General features: G+C 31.4%; 19 protein-coding genes and 1 pseudogene. 12 read left to right on the top strand and 8 right to left on the bottom strand.

Annotated features, from left to right (window positions below):
* Positions 1-341 precede the first annotated feature (341 nt).
* Genes LG295_RS00490 through LG295_RS00470 form a run of 5 tightly spaced genes read right to left on the bottom strand, consistent with a single transcriptional unit; the run spans position 342 to position 5,214 of the window.
* Positions 342-1,703 carry a gluconate:H+ symporter gene (locus tag LG295_RS00490; protein WP_318832494.1) on the bottom strand — a complete coding sequence of 454 codons (1,362 nt, stop codon included), beginning with the start codon at positions 1,701-1,703 and terminating at the stop codon, positions 342-344.
* Positions 1,704-1,724: 21 nt separating this feature from the next.
* Positions 1,725-2,870, bottom strand: coding sequence for a galactonate dehydratase (gene dgoD, locus LG295_RS00485; protein WP_404476083.1), 1,146 nt, complete (start codon positions 2,868-2,870; stop codon positions 1,725-1,727).
* Between the two features lie 12 nt (positions 2,871-2,882).
* Positions 2,883-3,506, bottom strand: a complete 624-nt coding sequence (locus LG295_RS00480; RefSeq protein WP_107557489.1) for a bifunctional 4-hydroxy-2-oxoglutarate aldolase/2-dehydro-3-deoxy-phosphogluconate aldolase — start codon at positions 3,504-3,506, stop codon at positions 2,883-2,885.
* An 8-nt stretch (positions 3,507-3,514) separates the two neighbouring features.
* A complete protein-coding gene (locus tag LG295_RS00475) occupies positions 3,515-4,456 on the bottom strand; it encodes a sugar kinase (RefSeq protein WP_318832492.1) in 942 nt (313 codons plus the stop codon).
* Positions 4,453-5,214, bottom strand: coding sequence for an IclR family transcriptional regulator (locus tag LG295_RS00470; RefSeq protein WP_081325033.1), 762 nt, complete (start codon positions 5,212-5,214; stop codon positions 4,453-4,455). Before LG295_RS00470 ends, LG295_RS00475 begins: the two co-directional genes overlap by 4 nt.
* Positions 5,215-5,486: 272 nt before the next feature.
* Between LG295_RS00470 and LG295_RS00465 the strand changes: the two genes are divergently transcribed.
* Genes LG295_RS00465 through alsE form a run of 6 tightly spaced genes read left to right on the top strand, consistent with a single transcriptional unit; the run spans position 5,487 to position 9,937 of the window.
* The gene (locus LG295_RS00465) at positions 5,487-6,959 is read left to right on the top strand and encodes a BglG family transcription antiterminator (protein WP_404476081.1); all 1,473 of its coding nucleotides are present in this window, start codon (positions 5,487-5,489) and stop codon (positions 6,957-6,959) included.
* Positions 6,952-7,341: a PTS sugar transporter subunit IIA gene (locus LG295_RS00460; RefSeq protein WP_107531639.1), complete on the top strand. Its 390-nt coding sequence runs from the start codon at positions 6,952-6,954 to the stop codon at positions 7,339-7,341. Before LG295_RS00465 ends, LG295_RS00460 begins: the two co-directional genes overlap by 8 nt.
* A 6-nt stretch (positions 7,342-7,347) precedes the next feature.
* Positions 7,348-7,665, top strand: coding sequence for a PTS fructose transporter subunit IIB (locus LG295_RS00455; protein WP_107531640.1), 318 nt, complete (start codon positions 7,348-7,350; stop codon positions 7,663-7,665).
* Between the two features lie 11 nt (positions 7,666-7,676).
* Complete coding sequence (locus LG295_RS00450) at positions 7,677-8,123, top strand: PTS sugar transporter subunit IIA (protein WP_107557486.1); 447 nt, start codon at positions 7,677-7,679, stop codon at positions 8,121-8,123.
* Between the two features lie 14 nt (positions 8,124-8,137).
* Entirely contained in the window at positions 8,138-9,238 is a 1,101-nt protein-coding gene (locus tag LG295_RS00445; RefSeq protein WP_197715148.1) for a PTS fructose transporter subunit IIC, read from the top strand.
* Between the two features lie 12 nt (positions 9,239-9,250).
* Positions 9,251-9,937 (top strand): D-allulose 6-phosphate 3-epimerase, encoded by a 687-nt coding sequence (gene alsE, locus LG295_RS00440; protein WP_107531643.1) that lies wholly within the window; start codon positions 9,251-9,253, stop codon positions 9,935-9,937.
* A 359-nt stretch (positions 9,938-10,296) separates the two neighbouring features.
* Here alsE and LG295_RS00435 read toward each other — a convergent pair whose 3' ends face one another.
* Entirely contained in the window at positions 10,297-11,031 is a 735-nt protein-coding gene (locus tag LG295_RS00435; RefSeq protein ID WP_325999243.1) for a glucose 1-dehydrogenase, read from the bottom strand.
* Between the two features lie 69 nt (positions 11,032-11,100).
* Positions 11,101-11,544, bottom strand: a complete 444-nt coding sequence (locus tag LG295_RS00430; RefSeq protein ID WP_107531645.1) for a GNAT family N-acetyltransferase — start codon at positions 11,542-11,544, stop codon at positions 11,101-11,103.
* A gap of 151 nt (positions 11,545-11,695) precedes the next feature.
* Between LG295_RS00430 and LG295_RS00425 the strand changes: the two genes are divergently transcribed.
* The 5 genes and pseudogenes from LG295_RS00425 to LG295_RS00405 form a co-directional block, all read left to right on the top strand.
* Entirely contained in the window at positions 11,696-12,139 is a 444-nt protein-coding gene (locus tag LG295_RS00425; protein WP_326028805.1) for a MarR family transcriptional regulator, read from the top strand.
* A 27-nt stretch (positions 12,140-12,166) separates the two neighbouring features.
* Positions 12,167-13,447 carry an MFS transporter gene (locus tag LG295_RS00420; RefSeq protein ID WP_404476077.1) on the top strand — a complete coding sequence of 427 codons (1,281 nt, stop codon included), beginning with the start codon at positions 12,167-12,169 and terminating at the stop codon, positions 13,445-13,447.
* A complete protein-coding gene (locus tag LG295_RS00415) occupies positions 13,440-14,195 on the top strand; it encodes an SDR family NAD(P)-dependent oxidoreductase (protein WP_107531648.1) in 756 nt (251 codons plus the stop codon). Before LG295_RS00420 ends, LG295_RS00415 begins: the two co-directional genes overlap by 8 nt.
* Positions 14,196-14,220: 25 nt before the next feature.
* Complete coding sequence (locus tag LG295_RS00410) at positions 14,221-14,970, top strand: SDR family NAD(P)-dependent oxidoreductase (RefSeq protein WP_107557481.1); 750 nt, start codon at positions 14,221-14,223, stop codon at positions 14,968-14,970.
* Between the two features lie 308 nt (positions 14,971-15,278).
* Positions 15,279-15,416, top strand: a pseudogene (locus LG295_RS00405) (pyridine nucleotide-disulfide oxidoreductase); the annotation flags it as partial.
* A 93-nt stretch (positions 15,417-15,509) separates the two neighbouring features.
* On the opposite strand, the gene LG295_RS00400 reads toward LG295_RS00405, so the two are convergent.
* Complete coding sequence (locus tag LG295_RS00400; RefSeq protein WP_404476075.1) at positions 15,510-15,686, bottom strand: hypothetical protein; 177 nt, start codon at positions 15,684-15,686, stop codon at positions 15,510-15,512.
* Between the two features lie 197 nt (positions 15,687-15,883).
* Here LG295_RS00400 and LG295_RS00395 point away from each other — a divergent pair, with 197 nt between their 5' ends.
* Positions 15,884-17,488 carry an amidohydrolase gene (locus LG295_RS00395; protein ID WP_107557480.1) on the top strand — a complete coding sequence of 535 codons (1,605 nt, stop codon included), beginning with the start codon at positions 15,884-15,886 and terminating at the stop codon, positions 17,486-17,488.
* Positions 17,489-17,561 lie beyond the last annotated feature (73 nt).

Raw genomic sequence — 17,561 nt, 5'->3', positions numbered from 1 at the left:
GATATAAAAATCAGTCCTGTTTTTTGATACAAAAAAAGCGCAAAAATCTCTATAATTTAAATGTCCTACCAAATAAACTAAGGAGAGATTATGCGCCTATCAATTATTTCATATCAAAAACACTTGGAATTGAAGACTCTAATATTATTTTCGACAATAAACTGAGAGAAATTGAATATAAAGGACAAAAGTTTAAGTGTTATTATGCGAATACGTAAAATTTTTGTATACGCAAGCTTTTTGTGAAAGTTGTGGTGTACTACATAAAAACTATACTATTGTAAATATAGTATTAAAATAATAGCTAAAATATGGAACAAGATATCCTATCTTGCTAATATTTATAAAAATAAACTTATAAATAAAATAAATATAATACCTGAAACTGAAAGGACAGTTTCTAAAAGTGACCATGTTAAAAATGTTTCTTTAATCGTAAGTCCAAAATATTCTTTAAACATCCAAAATGCTGCATCATTTACATGAGAAAAGATTAAACTACCAGCCCCTATCGCTAAAACTGCTAGCGCCACATTAGTATCTGAATTTTGTACAATTGGTAATATAATTGCTGTGGTAGATATTCCTGCAACTGTCGCAGACCCTAATGCAATCCTCAACACTGCTGCTATAATCCAAGCAAACAGTAACGGAGACATTGATGTATTCGTAAAGCTCTCTTTAATTGTATCTCCTACACCACCATCAATAAGGATTTGTTTAAAGGCGCCGCCACCACCTATTATAAGTAACATCATTCCAATAGGATATATTGAATTAGTTACTGAAGCCATTGTTTTTTCAATCCGTTTTCCTCTCCATAATCCCATAGAAAAAATAGCGAACATAACTGAAATCATCATCGCTGTCCCAGCAGTGCCTATGAAATATACAAAGTTTTCTAAATAGTTTATACCTTTGCCATCCTCATGTCCCGTTATTAATTGTAAAACAGTAGATAATAACATTAATAAAACAGGTAACAATGCCGTAAGTACACTTAATCCAAAGCTCGGCATTTCACTTTCAGAAAATTGCTTTTGAGTTCCTAACTCTGAAATATCTCCTTCTTTTCTAAATGCAGAGGGCACAATTTTTTCTGCAACTTTCAAGAATAAAGGTCCAGATATAACAGCTACAGGTATCGCTATTATTATTCCATACATAAGTACTTCACCAATATTAGCATGTAGCTCTTTAGCTATAACTGTTGGCCCTGGATGTGGCGGCAAGAACCCGTGTGTTACTGATAAAGCTGCCATCATTGGAATACCAATTTTCAATTGTGATACATTAAGTTTTTTGGCAATAGTAAATACTAATGGTATAAGTAAAACTAAACCAACTTCTAAAAATAGAGCGATACCTATAATAAATGAAGCAATTATAATTGCCCATTGTGTATATCTTTCACCAAATTTTGAAATTAATGTTTCTGCAATTCTGCTTGCACCACCACCATCAGATAGTAATTTACCTAACATAGCGCCAAGCCCAAATATTAAAGCTATATGGCCAAGCGTGCTTCCTATCCCATTTTCAATACTTCCCATTATTTCTTCCAGAGGTATGTTTAGAAAAAGGCCGGCAATTACTGATGTAATTATTAGTGAAATAAAAGTATTTAGTTTTAAAACAATTATTAACACTAACAGTATCGCCACGCTAACAACGACACTAAATATAACTCCAACTAAGCTCATATTTACCCCCCTTAATGCTATTTACCATTCGGCAATAGAACCATCCTTATGTTTCCAAATTGGATTTTTCCAGTTGTGACTTTCTTTTGCTCGCTCCTTAACATAGTCTTCATCAATTTCAATACCTAAACCGGGGGCGTCAGGTATTTTTACGAACCCATTATTATATTCAAAAATATTTCTATTTTTCACATAATCTAATAAATCATTATCTTTGTTATAATGAATTCCTAAACTTTGCTCTTGTATGATTGCATTGTGACAAGTCGCATCCACTTGTAAACACGCAGCTAATGCTATCGGGCCTAAAGGACAATGTGGTGCTACTGCTACATCATACGCTTCTGCCATGGATATTATTTTTTTACATTCTGTAATTCCACCAGCATGAGATAAATCAGGTTGGATAATGTCTACATACCCATCAGCTAACACTGATTTATAATCATAACGTGAGTACATTCTTTCTCCAGTAGCAATAGGAATAGAAAAGTTTGATAAATTCTTTAAAGTACCGTTATGTTCTGGCAATACAGGTTCTTCAATAAATAACGGATGTAAAGATTCCAATTCTTTAAATAAAATTTTAGCCATAGGTTTGTGTACTCGACCATGAAAATCAATACCTATACCAAAACCGTCCCCCATTTTTTCTCTAATCGCACTGACACGTTCAACTACATCCTGAACTTTTTTAAAGTCATCAATATATTGTAATTCTTCGGTTGCATTCATTTTAATCGCTGTAAAGCCTTTATCTGAAACCTTTTGGGCTTCTAAAGCAACATCAGTCGGTCTATCTCCACCTATCCATGAATAAACTTTTATTTTTTCTCTCGCTTTCCCACCTAATAATTGATGAACGGGAGCATTAAGGTGTTTTCCTTTAATATCCCAAAGTGCTTGGTCAATTCCAGCAATAGCGCTCATCAATATTGGTCCCCCTCTATAAAACGAAGAGCGATACATTTGGTTCCATAAACCCTCAATATTACATGGATCCTCCCCAATAATTTGATCCATCAACTCAGCTACTGCTGCTTTCACAGTGGCTGCTTTTCCTTCAATTACTGGTTCCCCCCAACCAGTAAGCCCACTATCTGTTGTTATTTTTAAAAACAACCATCTAGGCGGCACTTGATATAATTCATAACTTGTAATTTTCATGTTAATATCCTCCTATTTTATCTTTTTTATCAAATTTTCAGCTTTTACTTTAATTTCATTTAAAGATTTTTCATTAATTTCTAGACCACTTTTTACAATAGCACTACTAACGCCCACGCCAATTGAATTCATATCGATGTATTGCTTAATATTTGTTTCATCAATACCTCCAGTTGGTAACAAATCTATTTTATCTAGTGGCGCTCGAATATCTTTAATATATGCTGGTCCCATTTCAGATATTGGAAATACTTTTACTATATCTGCTCCTGCATTAACAGCGTATGTAATTTCAGAAGGCGTGAGAGCACCTGGAATTGAAATTATATTGTTTTTTTTCGTACAAGATATTACTTCTAAATTTGTATCTGGCGAAACAATAAATTTCGCACCTATATTTATAGCTTTCTGACAACAATCAGCATTTAGAACTGTGCCTGCTCCAATAAACATTTCTCCATTGTAAATTTCGTTTAAACTCTTGATAGACTCCAGAGCGTTTGGAGAATTAAGTGTTACTTCTACTAATCTAATACCTGCCTTATATAACTGTTCCACTATTTCTAAGGTATCTTTAGTATCATATCCTCTAATTATTGATATGATTTTATATTTCTTAATAGCATCAATGTTCATTTAAAATACTACCTTTCCACATCACTTAGTTGATGATTTAAAAATTGGTTTAATTCATTTAACGTTGGCAATCCATAAAAGTCTCCATAAGATGTTGTAGCTAAAGCCCCCATAGCTAAGGCATATTTGGACAATTGTGATAAATCATCAATATTATATTTTTGAATTCCATAAATTAAACCTGCCGCAAATGCGTCACCCGCACCTATTGAATCTATTTCTTTAACTTTATATGCTTCTTTAAAGAAACTTTCTTCGTGATTTGCAAAAAACGCACCATTAGAACCGTCTTTAATAACTAATAACTTAGCATCTGTTTCTTTCACAATTTCTTCATTTGTTTTATTTCCAAATAAAATGTTTGCTTCGCTACTACCAGTTAATAAAATATCAATTTCTTTAGCTATTTTTTTATAAAATTTTTTGAATTCATTTTGGTTCCAAAGTTTTTTTCGATAATTAGGGTCAAATATTACTGTTATTCCTCTTTCTTTAGCCCCTTTTATTAATGATATTGTTGTTTCATAAGTAAGTTGACTTAAAGATGGAGTAATACCAGTAACATATAATATGGTTGCGCTTTCAAAAATAGTTTTAAAAAAATAGCTGATTTCATAATGATTTATCGCGCTAAACTTTCTAAAGTAATCTACACGAATTGTATTCGAAACGCTTCTTTCTTTAGTCATGATTCCAGTAGAATAATTATTTAAGCTAGTTAAAAATTGAGTACCTATCCCTTCTCCTCTTAATTGATATTGAATAGCATCTCCAACTCCATCATTACCTATAGCAGAGATAAATTGTGAAGCAACCCCTAATTTAGATAGCCCAATCATAGTATTCGCTTCAGCACCTGCAATATGAAACTGTGCGCTGTCTCTATGCATAAACTTACCATCATTAACTGAGAATACACCCATGACTTCTCCGTATGAAATTACAGTCAATTTATATCAACTCCATTTCTCGTTAAACCCATTGCTCTTGAAATAAAATAAGCGTTTTTCTTTATAAGAATTGGGATATCTTTATTTTTAATAATTCGTTCTTTTGGTCCTGCGCAACTTATTGCACCAACAACTTGTTTTTCATCATTCAATATTGGTGCTGCGACGCAATATAACCCTATTTCATTTTCTTCATCATCTAAAGCGTAACCTTGTTCTTTAAATATTAATAATTGCTTTCTAAGTTCTGTAAAATTATCAACAGTTTTAGGTGTTATCTTTTCAAAGTCAATGTTTTCAAAAATATTTTCCAACGTTTTTACGTTATACATTGATAAGCATGCCTTGCCTAATCCAGTAGAATAAATTGGTTTGTTAACCCCTGGTTGGGCTGCCGTCCTGATAGATCTATCACTATCAAATTTAGTTAAATAAATCATTTCATTGTTTTGAGGATAGGCTAAAAAAATGGTTTCATTAATTTTTTCATTTAAATGCTTAACGTACGTCAAACTCTCATTATATAAATCTAAATCTTCCCGAGCCCTATTACCTAAATTAATCAATTTATGTCCTAATAAGTATTTATTTTGATAATCTCTCCTTATATATTTAGAATCCAACATTGTTTTAAGTAAGTTAAATAAACTACTTGGTGGGATATTCAACTTATCTCCTATTTCTTTTTCACTCAATGGCACTACAGCATCTTTCAATAACTCTAAAACTTCAAACACACGTTTTGCAGATTTAACCATACTAATCCTCCTAATTTCATATATGTGAAACTCATATATGTATGTGAAAGCATAAGAATATAATCATATTATTTTTTAAATGTCAATAATTAACATTTTATTTTACTATTATATATATAACACGTTATTTAATTATATTTTCAAAGAATTATACTAGAAAATTATATGATGCTTAATAAGATTATAATAAATTGTCCATTGTATTGGACAATTTTAGATTAAGCGCTTACAAAAAGTTAATATATACTGAATGTATGGAGGAGGGAATAATTTTGAATAAGGAGGAAAAAAAGAATACAGTTATAAATTTTTTACTAAACACCTCAGGATACACCAAGGCAACTGAATTAGCTGATTTATTATCAATATCTTCTAAAAGTATTTATCGTTTGATAAATGAAATTAATAATTCTACTACATGTAAAAAAATTTATTCAGCAAAAGGAAAAGGATTTTATATCAATCCTGATTTTAATAGTTTGGAAATTACACAAAATATTATTTCTAAAAGTGTAAAGTTAGCAATGTCACCTATTGAAAGAAGAAACGAAATTATAAAGGACCTTTTAATAAGCTCCCCAAAACCAATTAATGTGAACCAAATTGTAAGTAAATTTTATATTAGTGAAAGTATGTTATCAGTAGACGAAAAAGCCATTATAGAAACTATCCAACAGTTTAGCCTAAAACTCATTCGTAAAGATCGTACCCTGGTAATTTCAGGGGATGAATCCAATATTAGAAGTGCACTAATGCAAAGTATGGATACTTTATATTTAAATGTTGAAAAATTATCTAGTATTCCCAAAAGCATGGAAGAGAAAGATAAAAATTTTGTTTATAACCAAATAAGCACTATTGAAAAAACACTTAATGTTAACATCCCATATCCATATAATATTAATATATTTTCACACCTATATATTTTAATATTACGTTTTAGAAAACATGGAAAACATGATGTTAGAAATCATAAAAATATAGAGACTGATGAAAACACTATGGATTCAAGATATTACAGAATTTGTGATATTATTATCAAAAATTTCGAGACATATTTATCTTCCAAGCTACCTGGCATAGAAAAAGACTATTTATATAAGTATCTAACATCATATCGAATAGAACATGATAAACCTTCAAACAATGAAAAAGAATGTGATTTTTCAGATGACATTATAAAGTTTGCTAATAATTTAATAACACCTTTGGAAAAAAAATTGCATAGTGATTTTTCAAACGCTGTATTTCGTATTGATTTAATGAAACATATAAAGCCCATGATAAATAGACTAGAGAACAATATTCTTATTAAAAATACTTTATTAGAACAAATAAAGTTTGAATATTCTGAAATACATTCTCAAACATCTCATATTTCTAAAAAATTAATACCAACCATTTCAGAAGATGAAATAGGATTTTTAACATTATATTTTGCTCGTGAAATAGAACGTAACCCTAGAAAAATCAAAACACTTATTGCATGTACAACCGGTATAGGTACTTCTGAACTATTAAGGGTTAAAATTGAAAAAAACATACCTGAGATTGAAGTAACAGATGTAATATCATCAGATACTATCAATAGTGAAATTATTAACGATATTGATTTAATAATTTCCACTATTTCCATAAAAGATTTTAACGTTAGGCCTGTCGTTGTCGTAAGTGCAATGTTTAATAAAAATGACCAAGCAAAATTAAAATCTATTATTCCAAAGTTAGGTGTTAATTATGAATGAAATTTTATTTGAATTAACGACAAAATCAAATAATGAGTACAAAATTTTAGGTGACATTGAGAACTTGCTTATTGAGGAGAGCATTGTTGATAAAAAGAATACCATGTTAAAGGACATTGCTTTAAGAGAGTCAAAAGGGAACTTAGAAATATATCCCAAAGTAATATTACCGCATATTAAAGAATCTTACATTTATAAAACTCGTATTATCTTAGTCAAAAACAATTCCTCACCTATTATGTGGCAAAACAGACTAATAGATTTAATTATTTTAATACTAATGCCCAAGAAAGCTGAAGATAGAGAGAAAAATTTAATAAGAAGTTTTATGAGGGACTTAGCAAATGAAGATTATATAAAAAAATTGATGACAAAGGAGTAATTGCATATGAATATCGTAAGTGTTTGCGCATGTACAGTAGGTATTGCACACACATATATAGCAGCAGAGAAATTGGAACAAGCAGCTAAAAAGCAAGGACATTCAATTCAAATTGAAACACAAGGAACGATTGGTTCCGAAAATGAGTTAAGTGAAGAATCAATAAACAATGCAGATATTGTGATACTCGCAGTAGACGTCAAAATATCAAATAAAGAGCGTTTCGATGGAAAAAAAATAGTTGAAATACCTACAGATTTAGCAATTAAATCACCAAATAAGTTAATTGAAAAAATAGAAGAAATTGCTGCAAGCAAAAGTTAAGAGGTGAAAATTTGGAACTTACAAATATCTTAGATAAAAATATAATTTTTCCTAAATCAAATTATACTAATAAAGATGAAACTTTAAAGAATTTAGCAGCATCATTTAAAAAAGAACATTACATCGACGATATAGATGTTTTTTTAAATGATGTGTATAACCGAGAAAATGAAGGTGTTACTGGGATTGGTAATTTATTAGCCATCCCACATGGCAAAAGTAAAAGTGTTCAGAAGCCAGGCGTCGCAATTGCAACATTAAATAATAAAGTGGAATGGGAATCATTGGATAATGACGGTGCTCAAATAGTGTTTTTAATTGCAATTGGCACCGAAAACTCAAAAGACCACTTAAAATTGTTATCTCAAATAGCTAGAAAGTTAGGTAATGATGAAATAAATTCTAAATTACTTGGTGCTAAAAGAAAAGAAGAAATCATACAGATACTTACATCTTAAAGGGGATGAGGTTTATGAAATCATTTTTTTATAATTTAAATTTAAAAACACATTTATTAACTGCCATTTCCTATCTTATCCCTGTAGTTTGTGGTGCTGGGTTTATGATAGCTATAGGAATGGCATTCGGTGGAGATAGTTCTACCGATCTAACTAAAACAGGTTATTCATTTTGGGATGTTCTCGCTGTCATAGGAGGTCTAGGATTAAAATTATTACCTGTAATAATTGCTACAGGTATTTCTTATTCCATTGCAGACAAACCAGGTATTGCACCTGGTGTAATTATAGGTTTAACCTCAACAGCTGTTGGCGCAGATTTTATAGGTGGTATCATTGGAGGGTTTCTTACAGGATACCTTGTATTACTAATTATTCAATTCATAAAATTACCAAATTGGGCTAAAGGTCTTATGCCAATGCTTGTTATTCCATTTATCGCTTCACTCGTCGGAGGATTGATTATGGTTTATATCATTGGCGTTCCTATTGGTGCTTTTACACATTGGTTAACGGAATACTTACAATCATTAAATGGCACTTCTAAATTATTCTATGGCCTATTGATTGGAGTCCTAGCTAGTATTGACTTTGGCGGACCGATTAACAAAACAGTATTTGCTTTCGTTTTGACATTACAAGCACAAGGTATTCATGAACCTATAACTGCATTGATTGTTGTTAATACTGCCACACCTTTAGGATTTGCTTTAGCCTACTGGGTTGCTAAAATTTTCAAAAAAAATATTTATAAACAAGTTGAAGTCGAAACGTTGAAAACTGCTTTTCCAATGGGGCTCATTGAGATTGTTGAAGGGGTTTTACCACTGGCATTAAATGATATAATCCGAAGCGTTATTGCAACTGGAATAGGCGGTGCTGTAGGTGGTGCGATTTCTATGGTACTCGGTGGAGATGCGCAGGTACCGTTCGGAGGTTTATTAGTACTACCTACCATGTCTCAACCATTTACTTTTGTACTAGCCGTATTAGCTAATGTAATTGTTACTGCTTTAGTTCTTACCCTTTTAAAAAGACCAATTGATGAATCAAATGACTTAAAAGGCGAGACAGAAGAAGATGACATAGATTTAAACGAACTAAAGATTACTTAAGGAGGTAAATTTATGGTGAATGCAAAATTTTCTCCATCATTAATGACGATGGACTTAGATAAATTTAAAGATCAAATCACTTTTTTAAATAAACATGTCGATTCATACCATATAGATATTATGGATGGACACTTTGTACCAAACATTACTTTGTCACCCTGGTTTATTGAACAAGTTAAAAAAATTTCTTCTGTACCAATTTCTACACATTTAATGGTAACCAATCCAACTCAATGGATAGATCAATTAATAAAAATTGGAAGTGACTATATTTGTGTACATGCAGAAGTTATGAACGGAATTGCTTATCGTTTAATCAATCAAGTACACAATGCAGATTTAAAGTTTGGAGTTGTTTTAAACCCCGAAACTAAAATTGATGTAATAACACCATATATCGATTTGGTCGATAAAATAACTATTATGACTGTTGATCCTGGTTTTGCAGGTGAAAAATTTATAGACCATACACTAGAAAAAATACGAGAATTACGTGTGTTAAGAGATATCAACAACTTTGGGTATCTTATAGAAATGGATGGATCCTCAAATAAAAATACTTTTGAAAAAATTCAAAAGGCTGGGCCAGATGTATATATATTGGGACGGAGCGGTCTCTTTGGATTGAACGAAAGCATTGAAGCATCATGGTATGAAATGTTAGAAGATTTTAATAGAGCAAAGTCACAAATTTTATAACTATAAAACTTTAATTTCAACAAACACAGCAACAACCTATGTCAAAAACATATCTGTTATAAAAACACATCATTTATAATAAACTTCCCTTTATTGTTGATTTGTTAATAATAAAGGGAAGTTTATTATATGATGCTTTGGTCGAGTTAATGTACGTAATAATGTTCCTTGTTTTATATAGAATATATTTCTGCTTTTCGATAACGTTGTTAAATAAGAACTTATTTTTCTTATTGTACTGAATATAAAAAGATAAGTAACTATAGGACCATAAAAATTTTTAACTAGAATTTTGGTGCGTCAAAACAAAAATATAAAATAATAGTTTGCCATAGTATGAAATTCTTAAAACTGCTTTATTATAATGCTGTCAGACCACCATCAATAACAAACTCAGCCCCTGTAGAATAACTAGCTTCATCTGAAGCTAAAAAGATAACCATATTTGATACTTCTTCTACTTGTGCTACACGTCTCATGGGAATCGTTTTTTTAAATTGTTCTACTTGTTCTTTAACATCTTCTTGCTCTAACATAGCGGTTTGGATAACCCCAGGATGTACGGAATTAACACGAATATTATAGGGAGATAATTCTCTAGATGCTGCTTTAGTCATACCTCTAACAGCAAATTTTGTATCAGTATATCCAATAGCGCCCCCTACTAAGCCGTTCATAGATGATATGTTAATGATTGCACCGGCGTTTTGAGATTTCATTGTTTTTGCTACAGTCTTGATACCTAAAAATACAGAAACCTGATTAATATTCACAATCTTCATATAACTTGCTAAACTCAATTCTTCTAAAGGTGTACTGTAAGTAATTCCTGCATTATTGACTAATACATCAATACGCCCCCATTTCTTAATAACTGTGCTTATTACATTGCTCCAATGTTCTTCATTCGCCACATCATGTTGAATAAATATAGCGTTTTCTCCGAGTACTTGTGAAGTTTGTAACCCTAGATCTTTATTTATATCAGTAATCACAACTTTTGCACCTTCATTTAAAGCTTTTTCAGCATGCATTTTGCCCATACCTTGTGCAGCTCCAGTAATAATTACAACTTTATCTTTTAATCTTTTCATTTTTCTATACACTCCTTATTTGGTTTAATTTATGTTTTTAACTTTAGCTATTAAGCACTACAGTGATAATTAATGTTTATCATACTTAAATATTAATTCACCATTTAAATCATCTATTGATGTATAACGAAAACCTAACTCTTCATATAACGCTCTTGCAATATCATTGTTTCTAACAATACTTAAATAGATTGTGTTTATATCATATTTATTTAAAACTAAATTTATCAGCAATTTCATTGCTTCTCGACCATAGCCTTTACGTTGATGTTGTTCATCAATCAGGATCCGATCAATCCAAGTTTCTTTGTTTTCTCCAAAGCAACCATACATCGCAAATCCAACGACAATATCATCTTTATAAATTGCTACTGGATGCCACTGTGAAAATTTCATTGCTTCGTTCAAACAATCCGTTATTGTTTCTATAAAATGAAATTGTTTCTTAGCTATTTTTAAATTTTTAACTTCATTTATATTAAATGAATCAATACTTTCTATATAAATACTCATAATTCCTCCTCGTCTTCTCCCTAAAATTATTATCTTTTTGCTTATTTTCAATTTATAAAAAACCAGACATTTATTATACCGTTAAATATTTTACCAGAAAGATAATTACTGGTATATTAACATTACAATTTATTTTTAGGAAGGAGATAACATGGAAAACAACAATTTTTTTGAACTTATTCATAATGCCGAACTGTTTAATGATGCTACAATGACACTTTTTATGAAAAAATTTGATATGAACGTCAATATTTCACAGATATTGGCTCTATCCAAATTAAAAGAGGAGGGGCCACAAAAAACCTCGTCTCTAGCGCTTTCCTTAGGCTATACTTCTGGCGCTATTACTAAATTAACGAACAATCTTATAAAAGAAGACTATATAGTAAGAGAGCAACAAGAAAATGATCGACGTGTTATTTTAATTACAATTACTGATCGAGGATTAGATGTTTTAGAAGAAGCTCAAAAGCAAGGGCGAAACATGAGAAATGAAGTTTATTCTGTTTTAAACACCCAAGAAGTTGAGCAACTACTAAGCATACAAAAGAAATTATTTGAACGTGTAAAATATCTAAATACAGAAAACAGATAAATATTTTAAATTTTAGAGGTGGCTTAAATGCATAAAAGAAAGTTACATTTTGCGTGGTTCATATTAATAGGACTCTGTGTTTCTGTAGGATTAGGTAAAGCAGCGTTAAATAATTCAGCGGGTTTATTTTTATCCCCTGTGTCCCAAGATTTAAATTTAGGTGTAGGAAATTTAACGATTTATTTAAGTGTTTCTTCGATTGTAACCCTACTGTTTCTACCGTTTGGGGGAAAGCTATTATCTAAATATAGTGCACGGTTAGTATTATTTTTTGCCATTGTTTTTCAAGCAGGTGCGTTCGCTTTATTTGGTTTAATGAATTCAATTTGGGGATGGTACCTCTTAGCTATACCACTCGCTATCGGCGGTGTTTTCATTACTGTAATAGGTGGTCCTGTTTTAATCGAAAGATGGTTTAATAAAGGGAAAGGGCTGGCCCTTGGTATTTTATCAGCAATTGGAGGATTACTGGGTGTATTTGCGCAACCTATTATAGGCGCTTTAATTAGTCAGTTTGGTTGGAGAAATGCATACTTTATTACAGGATTAGGTGTGCTTATTATTGTTGCACCTATCATTTTATTATTAATTCGTAATTCTCCTAAAGATAAAAATACAACAGCTTATGGAGATACAAGCACTGATATAGATCCCCATAAACAAATACAAAACATCGAAGGTATTGCGTATACTACGGCCAAAAAAACACCAGCTTTTTTCTTATTAGCCCTATTTTTCTTCATTATTACCGCCATATCAAGCTTTACAATGCATGTCCCTACTTATCTTGTTAATCATGGACAAAAAGTTAGTATTGCTGGCGCAATGATGTCTGCACTGATGGTGGGTGTTTTTGTCGGTTCACTCGTATTTGGTTATCTAACAGACAAGATTGGCGCAAAAAAAGTGGGTTTATTGGCTATGATACTAGGGCTAATCGCCACTATTTTATTGATTGCTATGCCTAATTTTATTGTGGTAGTAGCTGTTGCTTTATTCTTATTTGGGGTGTTTACTTCATCGATTGGAACAATAGCACCAGCGATGGCTTCGTCATTATTTGGAAGTAAAGACTATAGTCAAATTTATTCCACCTCGTCAATTGGCTTAGCCCTTGCATCTATTGTCGCTTTACCAGCTTATGGTTTTATATATGATATTTCAGGAAGCTATACCGCGGGCCTTATTATCATTATTTTACTATTTTTGGTTAATATCATTGCGATTATTTTGGCTTTTAAAAATAAAGAAAAACTTGTTAAAGAAGGATATTGGAATTCTAAAAAGAAAGGTGATTTAAATGGCTAGACTAGATAATAAAATTGCTATCGTAACAGGCGGCGCAGGAGGCATTGGTTCTGGAATTGTAAGAGCCTACGTTAAAGAAAATGCAAAAGTTGTTATTGCTGACATTGCTGAAGAAAAAGGACAGGCATTGAGCCAAGAATTAAACAATCAAGGTTATGATACTTTGTTTATCAAAACAGATTTAAGTAATAAAGCATCATTACAATATTGTGTTGACCGTACTCTACAGACATATGGACAAATTGACATATTAGTTAATAATGCTCATGCATCTCGTATGAATAGTTTTTTAAATATTACGGAAGATGATTTGAATTTGTCATTTAACACGGGATTTTACGCAACGTTTTATTTATGCCAAATGGTAATTCCTCATCTAAAAGAAACACAAGGAAATATTATAAATTTTGGTTCTGGCGCAGCTGTTAAGGGAGATAAAAATCAAGGTTCCTATGTTGCTGCAAAAGAAGCTATTCGTGGCATAACACGAGTGATTGCAAATGAATTCGGATCGTTTGGTATCAATGCTAATATTATTTCCCCTATTGCTTATTCTGAAGGTGTTGATCAATGGAGAAAAGATAATCCAGAATATTATAACCAAGTTATCCAAGGCATTCCTCTACAAAAATTTGGAGACGTAGAAAAGGATATTGGACCAGTCGCTGTATTTCTAGGAAGTAAAGATGCTCAATATATTACTGGACAAACCGTAATGGTAGACGGTGGTAGTATTAAATTATATTAATCATATAAAGAAAGCGTGATAAATAATGAAAAATAAAGTTGGTATTGTAACCGCAGCAGGTAATGGCATTGGTAGAGCAAGTGCTATCGCCTTTGCAAAAGCAGGTGCGATAGTTGTCGTATCAGATATTTCTGAAGAGGCAGGATATGAAACTGTAAGACTCATTCAAAACGAAGGTGGAGAAGCACAATTTATTAAGTGTAATGTAGCCGAAGAAAAAGACGTTAAAAATTTAATTGACCAAACTGTTAAACAATTTGGTCAATTGGATTGGGCACATAATAACGCAGGCATCGGTGCTCCAACGGCCCCAGTAACAGAAATTGACACAGAACATTGGCAGCGTGTAATAGATGTTACTTTAACTGGTACATTTTTATGTTTGAAATATGAGATACCAGCTATGCTTGAATCTGGTGGAGGCGCAATTGTTAATACAGCATCTACAGGTGGGTTAGTTGGAACACCTGGTTTAACGCCTTATATTTCTGCTAAACACGGCGTTAATGGGTTAACTAAAAGTGCGGCACTAGAATTTGGCAAACAAAACATACGCATTAACTCAATTTGTCCTGGTATGACAAAAACAGCAGCTGTAGAAAATTGGAGTCAAGATGCAGAAGAACAAGCAAAAGCTTTTGAATCTGCTATTCCAATGGGCCGTATGGGCATACCGAATGAACAAGCGAATGCCGCAGTGTGGTTATGTTCTGAACAATCTTCTTTTATTACAGGGATCAACCTCCCCGTTGATGGCGGGGAAACTGCAGAATAAGATTTTATTTTTAGTTATTCCACATGAATAAATTTGTCAACGTAAGTACGTTTAAGGTTGTTAGTAATATCACAGTATCAGTTATTATCGATTAGATTGCGCTTATTATCTTGTCAGCAAATAGAAGCGACAATAGATGGTATATGCGAAAAAATAGGTTTTGATTTTTTTTAGCTTCACCAATTGATTTATCACTAAAATCTAAAAAATTTTTTGACGTTGTTTTAATCAACAATTCTTAACCTCATTAAACCAGCAAATTGTATTAATTGATTTCTAGAGATTTTACACCCCTTTAAATCATCTTTATTTACGGTGAATTTGGTTATAATAAAAAATCACAAGAAACAATGCCTTTTAATCAAGCTAAAGAACTTAGAAGTATGTATATATTTAAGAAATGTTTATTAGCTAGAATGTCTTGGCATGGCATATTATACGACTTATCTATATTTAAAATGTTTGGCATTAAAAATTTAACTAACAAACTAAAAGCAAAAGCTCCTCCTGAAACAGGAAAACGTTCACCTTATTGTGTTTTATTTCTTTAGTTCTTTATTTGCTTCTACGTATTTAATATTTTTATTAATATTATCAAAAGGTAAACTTTTGTTTAATTGCTTTGATATTTGATATCCATAATTTCCATTAACATCATTAACTATAGCAATTGGGAGTTTATTAATATTTCCCGGTATAGCTTTATATCCTGGCAAAAGATAGCTAAATCACTAAGTCATACAAAACACACATAAATATTGCTCTTTTAGCGTCTTTTGTTTTTATAAATTCTTATTTATCATAACTTATACACATTAGTGTAAATAGTAAACTATAAATTGTTGAAAAATTATTACTTTAAGAATAAGGTATTCAATGAGTTTCTATTAATAAAAAAATAGGTGGTTTTTAAATGAAAATTTCAAAGATAATTAATGCAAATATTTTAGATATGATAGATAACAAGCCTTATCTTGCTACATTATATTTAAAAGAGGGATATATTGATCAAATTATACCCCAAGATTCAATTATAAGAGATAATGAGGCACTTGATTTAGAAGAAAAATGGATTACACCAGGTTTTATTGACACTCATAGTCATCCCACAGCATATGGTACTACAAAAACAATGGTAGATTGTTCTGCAAATAAAATTTCTAATATAGATGAATTAATTCAGCAATTCAAAGTACAAAAAGAAAATTTATACAAAAAAGGTTGGGTTATGGGCTTCGGTTATAATGAAAAATCATTAGAAGAACAAAGACATCCTAATCGCTTTGATTTAGATAAAATTTCAGAAGATATTGCTATATGCGTTATGCACTATTCAGGGCATATGGCTACTGTTAATACAAAAGCTTTAGAATATATGGGGGTTAGTTTGGATGACCCAGATCCTGAGGGTGGCTACTATGAGCGTGACCAACATGGCAAAGTTAATGGTGTATTAATTGAAATTCCAGCAACTGCAAAATTACAACGTGTTTTACCTGAGGCTAAACCAGAAGATACTATCTATACAATGAATTTAGCTGTAGATGACTATGTTAAAAGTGGTATAACTAACACATCTGATTTATTAATCGGAAGTAGAGGTTATATAGATTATGAAGGCGTACTTAAATTCTTAGAATCTCCTCAAAGAATTCGTACACGTTGGATGTTAAGCCATGAATTATTAGAACAAGATAACAATTTAAAAAATATTCATGCTAACGAAATTGAAGAAAAGTTAAATAATATAAGTAATGGTATGGGACATTTAGGTGGAGTTAAATGCTTTAGCGATGGCTCTATACAATTACAAACTGCATCAATTCGTAATAAGTACTTGGATGGCAGTGAAGCGCCTGGACCACTAATGAATAACAACAAATTAATTGATATATTTAAACATTTTCAAAAATTAGGATTTAATATCGTGACGCATGCTAATGGTGATTTTGCTGCTAAGTCAGTCATTAACGCTTATAAAGCTACAGCTGATTATAAAAAAACACCTTTATTAAATCGTATTGAACATCTACAAACAGTCACACAGGATGATATTAAAGAAATGGCTGAACACAACATTGGTGGTTCTTTCTTTATCAACCATGTATATTATTTTGGAGATTTACATCGTGATGTATTTTTAGGTGAAGATAAAGCACAAAATTTAGACCCATTAAGATGGGCTGAAGATGCGCATATGACATTCACAATTCATACAGATGCACCTGTTACACCGATTTCTCCTTTAGAATCAATTCAAATTGCAGTTAATAGGATCACAAAAAACGGAAAAGTTTTAGGTGAAAATCAACGTTTAACACGTAGCGAAGCATATAAAAAAATGACTATAGACGCTGCTAAATTGAATAATACGGACGATTACGAAGGAGCTATAAAAAAAGGTAACGTAGCTGATTTTGTAATATTAAATAAAAACCCACTGGACACCAACGTAGTATTGAATGATGATTTAATTGAAATGACTATATGCAACAGTGAAGTTATATACTCTATTTAATATATATTTACTTAAGGAAAGTATGATACTTATAACATTCACAAACTATATAATACTTTAGTTGCCTTTCTCT

Source organism: Staphylococcus pseudoxylosus (assembly GCF_044794325.1).
In the GTDB taxonomy this organism is placed as follows: Bacteria; Bacillota; Bacilli; order Staphylococcales; family Staphylococcaceae; genus Staphylococcus; species Staphylococcus pseudoxylosus.
The sequence above is the reverse complement of the archived record's forward strand: the minus strand, read 5'-3'. Positions and strand labels throughout refer to the sequence as shown.